Consider the following 15982-nt stretch of genomic DNA (forward strand, 5'->3'; position numbering starts at 1 on the left):
GGTATGCAGGGTTATGCCCCAGCAGGGGCGCACGACTGAAATCATTATTCTTCATTCTTCATTATTATATAGTATGCAAAAGAAACTATTCACACAGATACGAAACGAGTGGCGCGGCAACCTGTGGCTGGCCCTCGAACTGCTGGTGGTCAGCGTGGTGATGTGGTACATCATCGACCTGTTATACTGCCGCCTGGCCACTTACTTGGAGCCGCGTGGCTTCAACACCGAGCATTGTTACCTGATAGAGATGGGACGGCTGACGGATAAAAGCCCCGATTACCACACCGACAGGAATACTGCGGACGACATTTGCACATTGGTCGAGCGCCTGCGCCACCGCCCGGAGGTGGAAGTGGTCAGCCTCTCGCAGAACGCCTACCCCTACAATGGCAGCAACAGCAGTGACCCCATCGAGTATGATACCCTGCGCACCAACAGCTACGTGGTTCGCCGCCTGGTGACGCCCGACTTCGTGCGCGTGTTTCGCTACCAAGGCATGCAGGGTGAAACGCCAGAACAGTTGGCCGAGATGCTCCGTCGGGGTGATTTCTTGGCATCGGACAACTTGTTCAGTCGCTACGGCATCCGGATGACCGCGCTGGCGGGCAAGGATGGCTTCCATCTCTTCGGCGACACGACAATGAACTTCCGCCTGGGCGCGTCGCTCCAGCCCGTGCGCTACGACGACTTCGAGCAGGCCCGCTTCTGCCGCACCTACCTGTTCAATCTCGAAGAACTGGACCGAATGGGAGGCGGGAGATGGATAAACATCGACAACGAACTGTGTGTCCGCGTCCGTCCCGACCAGGACCACGACTTCATCGAACGCCTGAAGGCCGACAGTGAGAGCCAGTACCGCCTGGGCAATGTCTACATCAGCGACGTACGGAGCTTCGTCGACATCCGCCGCAACTACCAGCAGAGCGAAATGAACCAGTTGCGCAACTATTGCATCGGCATGGGCTTCCTCCTGCTCAACATCTTCCTCGGCCTGCTGGGCACCTTCTGGTTCCGCACGCAGCAACGCCGGAGCGAGATTGCCCTGCACAAGGTGAGCGGGGCCACCGACCGCGCCATGTTCTCCCGCCTGCTGTGCGAGGGGATGTTCCTGCTGCTCATCGTCACTGTGCCCGCCCTGCTTATCGACTTCAACCTGGCCAAGGCCGAACTGAATGCCTGGCGCAACGGCACGACGCTGGAGTGGGACCGCCTGCTGCTCTGCGCCCTGGCTTCGTTTGTGCTGATTGCGCTGATGATAGTGGTCGGAATCTGGTATCCGGCTCGCCGGGCGATGCGGGTGCAGCCGGCGGAGGCGTTGCATGATGAATAGGCTTTCTACTGATTACTAACTACTTTAATATGTTCAGACAATATCTTCAACAATCTCTCTATCACCTCCGCGAGAACCCCGTCATCACGTGGGTCTCGCTGCTGGGCACGGCCTTGTCCATCTGCATGATTATGGTCGTTGTCATCACCCTGCGTGCCCGTATCGTCGACTGCGCCCCGGAGGTCAACCGCAGCCGCACACTCTACGTGCCCAATATGACCGCACGTCCTAAGACCGCCACGGACGGCGGGATGAACTCCCGCATGTCCGTGCAGACCGGTCGCGAATGCTTCAAGGCGCTCACCATGCCCGAGGCCGTCACCCTCTATACCGATGTCGACAAGGTACGCGCGTCGCTCCCGGCGGGCGATAAGCTCACTGCCGATATGCGGCAGGTCGACTCGGATTTCTGGCACATCTTCCATTTCCGCTTCCTCGACGGGAAGCCTTTCTCGGAGGCCGACTTCCAGAGCGCCCTGCCGCGGACGGTCATCTCCGCCACGGTGGCGCGCCGCCTGTTCGGACGGACGGAAGGCGTGGCAGGGCAACACCTGCAGCTCAACCATGTGGACTACCAGGTGGTGGGCGTCGTGGCGGACGTGTCGATGCTGGCGGCGGACAGTTACGCCCAGGTCTGGATACCTTACACCACTGGCACCGCCGAGGCCAACACGTGGGGCTTCAACCTCATGGGACCCATGCACGCTGCTATTCTGGCCAAGAGTCCCGCCGACTTCCCCGCCATCCGCGAGGAGTGCGAACGCCTCCGCCAACGCTATAACGACGCCCAACCCGAATACGGAGTCTTCTACTTGGGCCAGCCCGACACCCAGTTCACGCACCTCTACCGCACCTGGGCCGAAGTGCCCGACATGTCCTCCGTGGTGATGCGCTACGTGGCTGTGTTGCTCATCCTGCTCATTGTGCCCGCCATCAACCTGAGCGGCATGACTCATTCCCGGATGCGGAAGCGCATGGCCGAGATTGGTGTGCGCAAAGCCTTCGGGGCTACGGGTGTGGAACTGCTGCGGCAGGTGTTCGTAGAGAACCTGTTGCTGACCATCCTTGCGGGCCTTATCGGACTGGCACTGAGCTACGGGGCGACCTTTCTGCTCAACGGCTTCCTGTTCGGCACTTCGGCCAATGCTTATCTAGCGGGCGAGACCACCCTGACAGCCGGACAGTTGCTCAGCCCGTGGGTCTTCCTCGCTGCCTTCTTCTTCTGCCTGTTGATGAACCTGCTCAGTTCCGGCCTTCCCGCTTGGCGGGCCTCACGGATGAACATTGTGGAAGCTATCAATCAAAAGGAGTAATGATTATGAATGACTTACTGAGACAAATACGAAACGAATGGCGGGCCAACCTCTGGCTGGGCGTCGAGCTGCTGGTGGTGTTCGCCGTGCTGTGGTATCTGGTGGACTGGAGCTACGTCACCCTCCGCACCTGGCTACAGCCGATGGGATTTGATACGGAACACTGTTACAACCTCTCTTTCAACCGCCTCACGCCCCAGGCCGACGGCTACCGGGCGGACGACGACACGGAGGCAGACATGAAGAACCTGCTGGAGATTGTGGAGCGTCTGCGCCATCGTCCCGGTGTGGAGTATGTGGCGGTGTCGCAGAACAGCATCCCTTATAACGACGGCAGCAACGGCCTGACCCTGGGGGTGGACAGTACGAATGTCACCGTCATGCAGCGATGGGTGCAGCCAGACTTTTTCCCGCTGTTCCGCCTGCAGGGGGTGGCAGTGCAGACGGAGGACGGTCGTACGGTGCAGACCACCCGTCCGGATTCGCTGGCTACTGCCATGCATCGTCGTGGCAATCACGTCATCCTCTCGCACAACTTCGTCTCCGCTGTCCGTACCCCGAGCCTGGGCTATGCCGATGCCCTGTCCATGTTGGGCAAGGATTATCCTTACGGTGGTTATACAAGCGATGACTATCTGCATGTAGCAGGCATTTGCGAGCCGATGCGCTGGTCGCACTTCAGCACCACCGAGCAGTGGGGCGGTCCCCTGGCTGCCATTGAGTTGCGAGACTCGCATATCTGCCAGTTGGGCAATCCGCTCTATGTCCAGGTCTCCCTGCGCCTCACGCCCGATGCCGACACCGGACAACGCTTCATGGACGAGCTGCTGGATGATGCCGACCGTCTCTATACCCTGGGCAACGTTTTCCTGCTGGACGTGCGGCCCTTCACCGACCTGCAGCGCACGCTGGAGATGGACGACGTGAACGAGGTGCGCACCCAGCTGTGCATCATCGGCTTCCTGCTGATGAACATCTTCCTCGGCGTCATCGGCACGTTCTGGTTCCGCACGCAGCACCGCCGTTCAGAGATAGCCCTGCGCATGAGTTTCGGTTCGACGCGCCGCGGGATATTCCGCCGGCTGCTTACAGAGGGCCTGCTGTTGCTCACGCTGGCCGCCGTGCCTGCCATGGCCATTGCCTTCAATGTGGGCATGGCGGAGCTGGTGGACGTGGAGCGGGTGTCTTTCACGGGCGGACGCTTCGCCGTGGCGGTCGTTGGCTCATGGGTGTTGATGGCGCTGATGATTATCGTCGGCATCTGGTACCCCGCGTGGCGTGCGATGCGGATACAGCCTGCAGAGGCGCTGCACGGCGAGTAACCGACACACACGTGCGTAGGCCTTTGTCGCGCACGTGCGTAGGTCTCTGTCGCGCACGTGCGTAGGTCATTGTCGCGCACGTGTGTAGATGCCTGCTACGCACGTGCGTAGGTTTTACCCGCTCACGGGTATAGATGGTGATAGTCCTATATGACTCATATCTAATGATATACAGTATGAAACAACTTTTGAATCTTATCTTCCAACACCGCTTCTACACCGCGGTGTGCGTCATCGGCACCGCCGTCACCTTGGCCTTCGTCATGGTGGTCGTGATGGTCTATGACTTCCGTACGGCCGACGTCGCCCCCGAAACGGAGCGCAGCCGCATGATGTACAATACGGGTGGCCGTGTCTCCCGTCCCGACGGCACGAACAACTTCGGCGACGGGGGACTGGGACGCCTGGCCTTCGAGACCTTGTTTACCGGCTTGCCGGGCGTGGATACCTTGACGTGGCACGGCGGGTTATACAGGTCCTTGTGCACCTTGCCAGCCTCGTCCGACCGCCATGCTGCCTTTACCCGCCGGGTGGCGGCCAATTGGTTCGACTTCTTCCGGTATGACTTCGTGGCGGGTCGCCCCTTCACCCAGGCCGAGTATGACGCCGGACGGGCCGCCTCGGAGGCAGATGCGGATACGCCTGATGGCATAGGCCGCCGTTTCGTGGTCATCAACGAACGCCTGGCCGGGCAGTTGTTCGGCAGTGCCGGGCAAGCCGTGGGCCAAGAGATACTGATGGACTTCCTGCCCGTCCGTGTGGTCGGCGTGGTGCGCGACGTCAGCTCCATCTTCCAGACAGCCTATGCCGACGTGTGGACGCCGTTCACCCTGGCCAACGAAGACGGACTGACGCAGGCCATCGGCACCGCCGGCGAATTGCGAGGCTTCCGCTATGCCGTCCTCCTGCGCCGGCGCGGCGCTTCGCCAGACGCTATACGAGCCGAGGTGGAACGGCGTTTGGACGTCCTGAACCATGCCGGGCGCGAGTTCGTGTTGAGCCACGTATCGCTCTACGACCATACAGAATACACCTTCTTCCGCGACAACAGCATCGACGCCCGGCTGGTGTACGGTCTGTTGCTGGCCGTGCTGCTGGTAGTGCCTGCCATCGGCATCTCCGGCCTGGTGCACACGCAGATGCAGGGACGCTTGCCCGAGATAGCCATCCGCAAGGCCTACGGGGCTACCAACGCGGGCATCATCGGCCGTCTGTTTGCCGAAAGCCTCGCCACCACCCTCGTAGGCGGCGTACTGGGCTACGCTCTGGCATGCCTGCTGGTATGGGTGGGCAGCTCCTGGCTGTTCGGAAGTGGGGGAGTGGAACTGTCAGGCATCCGCACAGGAGCCTCCCTCTTCTTCCAGCCCGTATTGTTCATGCTCACCCTCCTGGTTTGCCTCGTGTTCAACACCCTGTCAACCTTGCTGCCCGCATGGATAGCCGTGCATCACAACATATCATATACTTTAGTAGGAGGAGAATAAACTATGTGGAGACAAATATTACAGCAGATTTGGAATCAACGCCGGGCCAATGTCTGGCTTTGGGCAGAACTGATGGTGGTGACCGTCTTGCTATGGTACGGCATCGACCTGGTATACAATTACGAAGGGGCACTCCATCAGCCCAAGGGATACGATACGGACTGCGTGTTCGACCTCATGGTCGGCACCCAATCCATAGAGGTGATAGACGACGCCGACAACCAGCGGGCGGGTGAGGACTTCACCTACCTGTACAATCTCATCAAGGACTACCCCGGAGTGGAAGAGGTATGCGCCTACTACGGTTGCGTTCCCTATTCGGACAACAACATGTTCGAAGGCTATAGCCCCCATACCGACTCGGCACACGTCGTACGGACCTTCATCCGCTACGTCACCCCTTCTTACTTCAACGTATTCAGGCTGAAACCCTTGGCGGGAACATTGGGCGAAAGCCGTTGGAACACAGGAGAATACCCCATGCCGGTACTGATGAGCGCCGACCTGGCCGATTCACTCTTCCATCCGCGCACCCTTACAGAAACCGTAGGCAAGACCTGCTTCAACCCATACTTCCTGCACTCAGACCGTCCGCTCACCAATTACCGGGTAATGGCGGTACTGCCTCGCCACAAGCTGGACGACTACCAGCGTTACAAACCCTTCATCTACTTGCCCTTAGACAACGCCCTGTTCTGGCAGAACATAGCCATTCGTGTTTCGCCCGACCACGTGGCCGGCTTTGCCGAACGCTTCCGCCGCGACATGCAGTCCGTCTTCGATCGGGGCATCTTCTACCTGGACTACATCCGTTCCTACGACGACATGAAAGCCGCTTACGACGTGCAGCAGGGCACAGTCAACTACCTCAACACAGCCTATGCCGTGGCTGCCTTCTTTGTATTCAACGTCTTCCTCTGCGTTCTGGCCACCTTCTGGTACCGCACCCACAAACGTCGTTGCGAGATAGCCCTGCGCATGGCCATGGGCAGCTCTCAGACAGCCGTACTGCGCTATTTCCTGGCAGAAGGATTGAGCCTATTGTTGCTGGCAGCTATACCAGCCCTTGTCATCGCCCTACATCTGCAAATGGCCGACCTGACTGTACATACACTGGTCGATACTTCTTGGGAACGCTTTTTGGTCTGTTTCGCAGGAGCAGTGATTATGTTGGCCGGTGTCATAGCGTTGAGCATCTGGTATCCAGCTCACCGTGTCATGCATATTGTACCAGCCGAAGCCCTGCACGATGAATAAAACAATGAATGCAATAGAAGAGATACAATAGTTTTCCATGTCGTAATGCTGTTTAATAGTAAAGTAATAAATGAAAAGAGGCGGCAGGTTACGTTTTTTCCTACCGCTTCGTGCAAATCGCACATATCCAAGCACTTACCATTCACTCCCGGCACCACCCGGGTGGCTATCTCTAATGCTCGCTACAAAGATATGGAAATAATCAATATTATGTTTAATATATACATAAATTCCCCTCATCAAATTTGATGAGGGGGTAACTTATTCAGCCTTTTGTGCTATTTCATCTAAAATCTTTAAAGCTAAATCTAAAACTGTAGTATCATCAATCATAACTAAACCACCATCTGGCCCAGGTTCTAGATGAATCCCTACACTTTTCCCTTCTTTAAAGTTTTGTCCTCCGAAAAAATTTCGAACGGTATCAACATTTAATCCTAATTCATCAGCTATTCTATGCATGCTTCCATCCGGTAATGAATCTTTGATCTTCCGTAATTCATTAAAAGTTATTGCTCTCATATGTCTACAATTTTGAAGGTTAAAAAATTACTTAACTAAAAACGCTATAAACTTAGCAAAAAAAACATCTCAAACAAAATAAATAGCCATTATTTTTTATTTTAAATAATTTCTATACTTGATGCAGGTAACCATCCAACTTTCCCATCTTTTAAACGAATCTCTTTCCATTCTTGCATAGACCCGTCTTTAATTTCTACTTTGTGCCCCTCGTGTAGAATAAAAAGACTTGTTCCATTCTCACTAGGTGTACTCCGTACTGTAATACTAGGCGAAAGGACTATAGCGTTATTGCGTACCATGATATTCTTTTTTTGTTGAAAGGCAAATATATTACATATCATAGCAAAAATTAATAACGTAATTCCTCCTATAAAGCCAACTTTTTTCCATTTTATAGCCTTGATATAAAGAAATGTCCCTAAACCTATTAGGCATAGCATAAAGGAAATGATACCAAGTTTGGCCCATGTATCAATATTTAAGCTGTTTATTAGAGACTTAATCCAAGTTATAAAAAAGATCTCAGGTATAGGTGTTATTTTGTCTATAGTTTTAGCATTGGCTATTTTTAAATTGGCACGAATATCGCCATTTTCTGGTTGAAGCAGAAGGGCACGTTCATAATTCAAAATAGCATGCGCAATATCGCCTGATTTATAATAACTGTTTCCTAAATTGTAATATATTTCAGCTGATTCACCTTGCTGAAGCAAACTTTCATATACTTGGATAGCTGTTAGATAATCACCCTTTATATAAGCACTATCGCCCATTCCTTTGGTCGCGGCTTCATTATTATTTAAGTCTATAACATCTTGTATTACAGATAAAGTATCACTTTGCACAGTATCCCTATTTTCTTGTCCCCAAACAAATTCAGAGAACAATAATATAACCATGATAAAAAATATCTTTTTCATATATGTAGCAATTATTGTTTAATAGAATTTTCCATGTTACTAATAATTCTCAAGGCGTTTTCGTAAATCTTATCCATCTCAGAATTGGTTTCAGAAGGTGAAAAACGAGCAAATTCACAATTGTCTAAGACATTTATGAACTCTTTGATTAATTCATCATTTACGCCATAATTACGAAGTTCCTCTTCTATATTATCTTTTGAAAGTCGAGATATCGGTATATTAAGCTTGTCACTTACATACCCCCAAAGAGCTTTTAATACTTCATCATAAAATTCATCTTTCTTATTCATAGACAAAAACTGTCCAGATATTTTTAATCGTTTTACAGCTACCTTGTTAGCTTTACGAGTACGTATTTTAGCTACATTAGCATTAGCCGCAATTTGTTTACGATAAATAATAAAAAGAAAAATAAAAATACCCAGTGGAATTAAGTAAAATAACCAATAATAGAAGGTTCCTAAAAAGAATTGTCCACGTGGAATTAATATAACATCATTTTGCTTGATAAAACGAATATCCTCATTCAAAACCTTAAGTTCCTCTTTATTTGAGAAACTGTTCACCACAGTTTGTGTAACATTCCCTTGTCCTTTTTCTACTTGAATTTGATAATCTTCTGTTCTCAAAGTTTTATATGAGTGCGATCTTGTATCAAAAAATGTAAATTCAATAGCAGGAATCTTATAATTGCCAGGATTACGGGGAATGGCTAAATATTCAATTGTTCTATTTCCTGAAAGTCCTGCATTAGTTAAACGGAAATTGTTCTCACTTTTAGGGTCATAAATTTCAAAATCTTCAGGAAATTTTACTTCAGGATCTGTAATTAGTTTCAAATTACCTGTGCCAGAGATAACTAATTTTACAGTAATAGCCTCATTAGTTTTAACGTTGGACGTATTGATAGATGAAGTAATATTAAACTCCCCTACTCCACCTGAAAAATTAGTTGGCTTATTAGGAAGAGGTTGTACTTCAATTATTTGTTTGGGTGTGAATAATGATTTCTTTACTTCTATAATATTTCCACCACCATTGAAAAATGCATCGAAAGGATCCATTGATTGATTAGATACAACAGCAACAGATGCATCAAAACGAGCAGCGTCAATAGTTAGCTTGCCAGTTTGTTGTGGGAAAAGTACAAATTGTCGATAAATAGTAGTTTGATAGTTCCTCCCTTTATAATGTTCCAATCCCCATCTTCTATTATTAGGCAATTCTATTTCTTGTGAGTGGAACCCTTTGAAATCTGGTAATTTAATGTTATCAAAAGCACGTAAATCAACTTGGGTATATATTTTGTATGTCAACAAAATAGCTTCTTGTTCATAAACATGTGTTTTATTGACGGTAGCTGTAACAAATAAATCATTACTAGAAATTGTTGTTTTATTTGTATCCTTTTTTTGATTGGAAGTTTCATCTGCTGGCAGAACCTTAACATTTACAGCATTAGATATCATTTGATTTCCATTAGCCGTGATTGTAGCACCAGGTATAGTAAAATTACCTTCTGATGTCGCTAACAGAATATAAGTAAAAGTTATACTGTTAGTAGAAGTAGTTTTCCCGTTTATTCTTTGTACACTACTTTGTTGTGATCGACTGGGGCCCATTAAGACATCAAATCCTTTAATTGATGGTATTCTAAAATCTCTTATGTCTTGTGTTGTAATTGTATAAGACAAACGGAATTGTTCTCCCACAGCAACGGCATCAGGTGTTGCTGAAGCTGTAAATGTAACTTCCCCATTAGCCCATGCTGACAATTTTATTGTTAGCATGAATATCCATAAAAACAATATTCTGTTCATAATATATTTATTATCATTTAATCTCTTTACCAATCTTTTTCTAAACGTCCCCCTTGAATTATTTGTTGTTTCTTTACTTTATCCTGTGTGTTTTCTTCATCTTGCATCACAGACCTTAGTAATTGTTCTGCATTTTCTCTGGACATCTGATTTTCTTTTTCTTCAGCTTTAGATTGTTGCTGTTGATTCTGTTTTTGATTTTCTTGTTCCTTTTGATTCTGATCTGAATTTTGTTGCTGTTGCTGCTGTTGAGATTGATTTTGTTCTTCTTTCTGATTTTGTTGTTGATCTTTCAACATTTTTTGAGCTAAAGCTAGATTATAACGGGTTTCATCATCTTTAGGATTGTTACGAAGTGATTCTTTATATGCCTCAATAGCTTTTGCATATTCTTTTTGACTATGAAAGATAACCCCTATATTATGAAAAATTTTTCCTTTTTTATCTTTATCTTTTTCTATCTGTGCAGCACTTACAAACTGCTCCATGGCTTCTTGTTGTTTATTTTGCCAAAGAAGAGTATTTCCCAAATTAAACATCGCTATAGTCGATTGAGGATTTACATCTAGGGCTTTTCGATAATTAATTTCTGCGTCTACATAAATACTATCTTTAAAGCAACGATTTCCTTTGCGGATATAATCACGTTCTGCTTTCTGAGCAAAAGCAGACATGGATGTAAAAAGCAATAAAGTCAACCAGATATATCTGTCATGTGTCATAATAATCTCTTGTTTTAATTAAATATTTATTTAGAAAACAAATGTATATTACGAAATAATGGATTTTTACATTCTAAAATTAACATTTCAACGAACAATAAAATGAGAATAATCCATGCTATATATTGAAACTGTTCATTAAAATCAGTATAAATCTGTGTTTCTACGTCCGCTTTTGCTAATTTATTAATCTCTTTATTAATAGCTTCTTGTGCATTATTCGTATTATCTACTCGCACATATATCCCCTTCCCAATTTGAGCTATTTCTTGACACATTTGCTCGTTTAAACGTGTTATAATGACATTTCCATCGCGATCACGCCTATAGTCATTCTCTTCATCTGAAGGAATTGGAGAACCTTCTGGCGAACCTACACCAAGAACATTTACCTGGATGCCTTTCTCCGTTGCTCGTTTGATAGCTTCGTTTACACCTCCCTCATGATTTTCCCCATCAGTAATAAGAATAATCGTACGCCCAACTTCTTCATTAGGTGTAAAGCTATGATTTGCTAAATCTATCGCAGCCCCAATAGCTGTACCTTGTTTGGAGATAAGAGAAGGTTCAATAGTTTCTAAAAACATCTTTGCTGAAATATAGTCAGTCGTGATAGGGAGCTGAGTAAATGCATCACCTGCAAAAACAATCATACCTACTTTATCATTCTGCATTTTATCTACCAATTGCGAAACAATACGCTTTGCTTTTTCCAAACGACTAGGTTGAACATCTTGAGCTAACATTGAATTAGAAATATCTAGTGCAATAATTACTTCTATCCCTTGTCTTTTGATTGTCTCAGGTTTGGAACCGAATTGAGGACGAGCCAACAAGACCGCGAACAAGCCTATAACGGTTAACATAATAGCAAACTTCACATTTGGACGGTATTTAGAAACTTCAGGCATTAACGACGCCATCAATACCGGATCTCCAAAACGGCATATTGCTTTATTCCTTTTATAATTGGAATATAAGTAAAATGCTGCTAATACTGGAATAAGTAGCAACAAATATAAGTATGTAGGTTCTTCAAATCGAAACATTTTTATATTTTTTCTGTGATTCAACGCTATAAAAACTTTAAGGAATTTTTTTAAGAACAGAATTGCGTAACAATATTTCGAGTAAGACGCAGAAAAAAGCAGCTAATGCAAATAATTGATATTCTTCTTGGCGTTTACTGTATTGTTTTACATTTAATTTCGTTTTCTCTAACTTATCAATTTCTTCATAAACTTCTTTTAATTTTGAATTACTTGTTGCACGAAAATAATTCCCTTCAGTAATACCTGCTATTTGCGTTAGAGTTTTCTCATCTATTTCTACAGGAACATTTATATATTGCACAGTACCACCAACTGGATAAGGGTAAGGCGCAGTACCATTAGTACCAACACCAATAGTATAGACACGAATACCAAAACTTTTTGCCATTTCAGCTGCTGTTAAAGGAGAAATATCTCCCCTATTGTTTGTGCCATCTGTTAATAAAATAATGACTTTAGATTTTGCTTTACTATCTTTTAATCTTGTAATAGCATTGGCTATACCCATGCCGACAGCTGTCCCATCTTCTATAATCCCACACTTTATGTCCTTAATAAGATTCAGTAGAACTGCATGATCTACAGTCAAAGGACATTGTGTAAAACTTTCACCTGCAAAAAGTGTAATGCCAATATTGTCGCTTGGACGTCCGTTCACAAATTCTGCGGCAACTTCTTTAGCAGCCTCTAAACGATTAGGTTTCAAATCTTCTGCTAACATACTAGTCGATACGTCTATCGCCAGCATAATGTCAATACCTTCAATTTCACTTTGCTGCCAATTATTTGTCGTTTGCGGGCGCGCTAAGACAATTATAACTAATATTAGCGCAATGATTCTTAATATAAAAGGAACATGAAGCAAATAGTTTTTATAGCTCTTAGGTGTATGAGCGTATACACGTGCATCTGAAATTTGGATTGTGGCTTCATTTCTTTTTCGTTTCATGATATACCATATTATATATGGTATTAACAATATTAATAAAAATAAATATCCAATGTTAGCAAAGATCATAATGTAGAATATTAGAATGATGTTCCCTAATGTAGTTTAGGCAAAATAGTTATAAAGTTCAGCAACTATGTATATAATAGAATATATTATAACTATCGCCAAGAGTAAAATTCCAGTTCCTAACAACAATTTAGTACGTAGAGAACGTTTCTCCACAACAGTTATTTCCGTTGGCTTTGGTTTAGCATTTATCTCTTCTTTTTCTTTTGTTTCATTAATAAAATCAATAGCATTAATAAGATTTGCGTCATTCTCATTCATCATTGGATTGTGTTTAGCAAACTTTACCAAATCTGCAGTTTGGAATAAAATGCGTAAATCTGAAATGGCTTCTTTATCTTTAATTTTCATAAGCTGTTCAATGATTTCTGAAGATGTCATTTCTAATGCATTGAATCCAAAACGTTCTTTAATATATGTACGCAAAGCATCAGTCAATTCCGTGTAATATTCTTTTGGTTGCCCTTTTTGCCAAATTTTCTCAGCCTTAATACGCTCTATTTCTTTCATCGCTATTTGGTGTGCCGGCAACCTAGGTTCTACTTTTATTTTGCGAATAATCGGTCTATTATCTCGAATTCGTTTAACAAGATATATTAAGAGTAAAAGAAATGGAATAAATAGAATTGCCATTATGATAGCTACATACCAATCCTCCCATGTAAAAGGAACTTTCATTATTGATTTAGGACCAAAAAACTGTTCTGGATTTTCGGGATCTAATGGCACATTGACTGAATAAACTTTCAAGGCTAATGCTTTAGAATAATAAGGCTTATTGTCTACTAATACTTCCATTGGAGGAAGATAATAGAGAGCAGAGTCAAAAGATGTGATAGTATAAATTTGTGTTACAACCGCACGCTGGCCGTTGTTTAACAATTGAGTGTCGGGTTTGGCTATATCCAATACTTCTACTCCATGTACCAATGTATCTGGATAGATGGGGAAAATAGCTTGTTTATCAGCATCGAAAGTGGCTTGAAGTTTTATTTTAGCTTGATCACCAATGAAAATTTGTAAAGAGTCAATTGTTGCATCTACAATCACAGATTGCGCTGAAGCCTTATGTCTTCCTACAATGATTGACAGTAAAATAAGAAATAGAATGCCTTTTTTTTTCATTCTTTTGTTTTTTAATTACGTTTTGCAAACAAGTTCATCAAAGCTTTTACATAGTCTTGATCTGTACGCACCGAAACATTATCAACATTACTTTTAGTAAAAACTTCATTCAATTCTGCCTGCTTATTTATCCACCACTCACGGTGAGCATATCGCACAGCTTTAGATGATGTATCTATCCATTGTTCATGACCAGTTTCTGCATCTTTTATTTTCATCAATCCAACAGAAGGAAGTTCTTCTACACGACGATCATAAACCTGAATGGCGACCATGTCGTGTTTGCGATTAGCTATGGTCAAAGCATTAAGGAAATTTTCTTGATCTATAAAATCGGATAAAACAAAAACCGTAGATCGACGCTTCATAATATTAGTCAGGTATTCTATACCTATTCGAAGATTTGTTCTCCGGCTTTGAGGATGGAAGTCTAACAATTCCCGAATAATAAAAAGTATATGTTTCCTGCCTTTTTTAGGCGGAATAAATTTTTCGATACGATCTGAGAAAAAAATCACACCAATCTTATCGTTGTTTTGGATGGCAGAGAAAGCTAAAGTAGCTGCAATCTCTGTTACCATATCTTTTTTCATCTGTTTAACTGTACCGAACTCTAAACTCCCGGAAACGTCTACTAAAAGCATTACTGTTAATTCACGCTCTTCTTCAAATACTTTTACATAAGGCTTATGAAAGCGTGCAGTTACGTTCCAATCTATGTCACGTATATCATCGCCAAATTGATATTCACGTACTTCCGAAAAAGCCATACCCCTACCCTTGAAGGCAGAATGGTATTGTCCCGCAAAAATATTGTTGGACAAGCCTTTCGTTTTTATCTCAATTTGACGGACTTTCTTCAATAATTCTGTTGTTTCCATCCGCCAAATAATTAAGGCACTTCCACTTTATTCAATATTTTACTTACGATCTCATCTGGAGTCAGATTGTCTGCTTCTGCCTCATAAGTCAACCCGATGCGATGACGTAATACATCATGAGCTACGGCACGAACATCCTCTGGTATAACATAGCCGCGATGTTTAATAAACGCATAACTTCGTGCAGCCAAAGCCAAATTGATAGAGGCTCTAGGAGAACCTCCAAAGCCAATCATGCCTTTTAAATCTTTTAATTCATATTTTTCCGGATAGCGTGTTGCAAAAACAATATCAACTATATATTTTTCAATTTTCTCATCCAAATAAACTTGATGCACCACTTTACGTGCTTCTATGATTTCTTCTGCTTTTAGAATCGGTTTAACAGATTTCTTTTCACTATTTATATTCTGACGAATAATTTGTTTTTCTTCTTCTATTTGGGGGTAATCAATGATAACTTTTAACATAAAACGGTCTACTTGAGCTTCTGGAAGTGGATAAGTACCTTCTTGCTCTATGGGGTTTTGAGTAGCCATTACTAAAAAAGGCTCTGGAAGAAGGAATGTTTCTTTACCAATAGTTACTTGGCGCTCTTGCATAGCTTCCAATAAAGCACTCTGGACTTTAGCTGGTGCACGGTTAATTTCATCGGCTAGTACAAAGTTGGCAAAAACCGGTCCTTTTTTCACAAGGAAAGTTTCATCCTTTTGGCTATATATCATTGTACCTATTACATCTGCAGGCAACAAATCCGGAGTAAATTGAATACGGCTATATTGTGCGTCAATCAATGATGCCAGTGTCTTAATAGCCAATGTCTTAGCCAAGCCAGGTACACCCTCAAGCAAAACATGTCCATCTGATAATAATCCTATCAATAAAGATTCTATCAAATGCTTCTGCCCCACAATAACTTGATCCATACCTGTAGTTAAATTCGTAATGAAAGCACTTTGCTTTTCTATTCGTTCGTTTAATTCGCGGATATCAACTATTCCAGCCATAAATTTATTTGCTTTTAATGTTTCTTGTTATTCATTATTTGACTCTATCTTTCTTTGAGTTTCCAAAATTACGGGAATAAATTAACCAGGCCAATTAATTTTAGTGAAAAAACAATGCCAAATCTTTAGATTTAACTACTTTCAGAGTTATATAAGTTCAATATACTTATAAACGTAATAGAGAGTTTGTTTCTAAATAG

Annotated in this window: 14 protein-coding genes; 5 read left to right on the forward strand and 9 right to left on the reverse strand. The window is 44.4% G+C overall.

Annotation, left to right across the window (positions count from 1 at the left end):
* Positions 1-73 precede the first annotated feature (73 nt).
* The 5 genes from M3090_RS14225 to M3090_RS14245 all read left to right on the forward strand — a co-directional run bounded on the left by M3090_RS14225 (position 74) and on the right by M3090_RS14245 (position 6709).
* Positions 74-1333, forward strand: a complete 1260-nt coding sequence (locus tag M3090_RS14225; protein ID WP_249057451.1) for an ABC transporter permease — start codon at positions 74-76, stop codon at positions 1331-1333.
* Positions 1334-1362: 29 nt separating this feature from the next.
* Positions 1363-2646, forward strand: coding sequence for an ABC transporter permease (locus M3090_RS14230; RefSeq protein WP_249057425.1), 1284 nt, complete (start codon positions 1363-1365; stop codon positions 2644-2646).
* Positions 2647-2651: 5 nt separating this feature from the next.
* On the forward strand, positions 2652-3968 hold the full coding sequence (locus M3090_RS14235) for an ABC transporter permease (protein WP_249057427.1): 1317 nt from the start codon (positions 2652-2654) through the stop codon (positions 3966-3968).
* Positions 3969-4144: 176 nt separating this feature from the next.
* A complete protein-coding gene (locus tag M3090_RS14240; protein WP_249057429.1) occupies positions 4145-5452 on the forward strand; it encodes an ABC transporter permease in 1308 nt (435 codons plus the stop codon).
* A 3-nt stretch (positions 5453-5455) separates the two neighbouring features.
* Entirely contained in the window at positions 5456-6709 is a 1254-nt protein-coding gene (locus M3090_RS14245; RefSeq protein ID WP_249057431.1) for an ABC transporter permease, read from the forward strand.
* Positions 6710-6970: 261 nt separating this feature from the next.
* On the opposite strand, the gene M3090_RS14250 is transcribed toward M3090_RS14245, so the two are convergent.
* The 9 genes from M3090_RS14250 to M3090_RS14290 form a co-directional block, all read right to left on the reverse strand.
* Positions 6971-7231 carry a DNA-binding protein gene (locus M3090_RS14250; RefSeq protein ID WP_249057433.1) on the reverse strand — a complete coding sequence of 87 codons (261 nt, stop codon included), beginning with the start codon at positions 7229-7231 and terminating at the stop codon, positions 6971-6973.
* Positions 7232-7332: 101 nt separating this feature from the next.
* Positions 7333-8154 (reverse strand): tetratricopeptide repeat protein, encoded by an 822-nt coding sequence (locus M3090_RS14255; RefSeq protein WP_249057435.1) that lies wholly within the window; start codon positions 8152-8154, stop codon positions 7333-7335.
* A gap of 11 nt (positions 8155-8165) precedes the next feature.
* The gene (locus M3090_RS14260; protein ID WP_249057437.1) at positions 8166-9977 is read right to left on the reverse strand and encodes a BatD family protein; all 1812 of its coding nucleotides are present in this window, start codon (positions 9975-9977) and stop codon (positions 8166-8168) included.
* Between the two features lie 26 nt (positions 9978-10003).
* Positions 10004-10699: a tetratricopeptide repeat protein gene (locus M3090_RS14265; RefSeq protein ID WP_249057439.1), complete on the reverse strand. Its 696-nt coding sequence runs from the start codon at positions 10697-10699 to the stop codon at positions 10004-10006.
* A gap of 26 nt (positions 10700-10725) precedes the next feature.
* On the reverse strand, positions 10726-11748 hold the full coding sequence (locus tag M3090_RS14270) for a VWA domain-containing protein (protein WP_249057441.1): 1023 nt from the start codon (positions 11746-11748) through the stop codon (positions 10726-10728).
* A 37-nt stretch (positions 11749-11785) separates the two neighbouring features.
* Positions 11786-12769 carry a vWA domain-containing protein gene (locus tag M3090_RS14275; RefSeq protein WP_249057443.1) on the reverse strand — a complete coding sequence of 328 codons (984 nt, stop codon included), beginning with the start codon at positions 12767-12769 and terminating at the stop codon, positions 11786-11788.
* Between the two features lie 36 nt (positions 12770-12805).
* Positions 12806-13894 (reverse strand): hypothetical protein, encoded by a 1089-nt coding sequence (locus tag M3090_RS14280; protein ID WP_249057445.1) that lies wholly within the window; start codon positions 13892-13894, stop codon positions 12806-12808.
* A gap of 11 nt (positions 13895-13905) precedes the next feature.
* The gene (locus M3090_RS14285) at positions 13906-14775 is read right to left on the reverse strand and encodes a DUF58 domain-containing protein (RefSeq protein ID WP_249057447.1); all 870 of its coding nucleotides are present in this window, start codon (positions 14773-14775) and stop codon (positions 13906-13908) included.
* A gap of 11 nt (positions 14776-14786) precedes the next feature.
* On the reverse strand, positions 14787-15782 hold the full coding sequence (locus M3090_RS14290; protein ID WP_249057449.1) for an AAA family ATPase: 996 nt from the start codon (positions 15780-15782) through the stop codon (positions 14787-14789).
* Positions 15783-15982: the final 200 nt, after the last annotated feature.

It is taken from the genome of Bacteroides sp. ET71, from assembly GCF_023336905.1.
Taxonomy (GTDB): Bacteria; Bacteroidota; Bacteroidia; order Bacteroidales; family Bacteroidaceae; genus Bacteroides.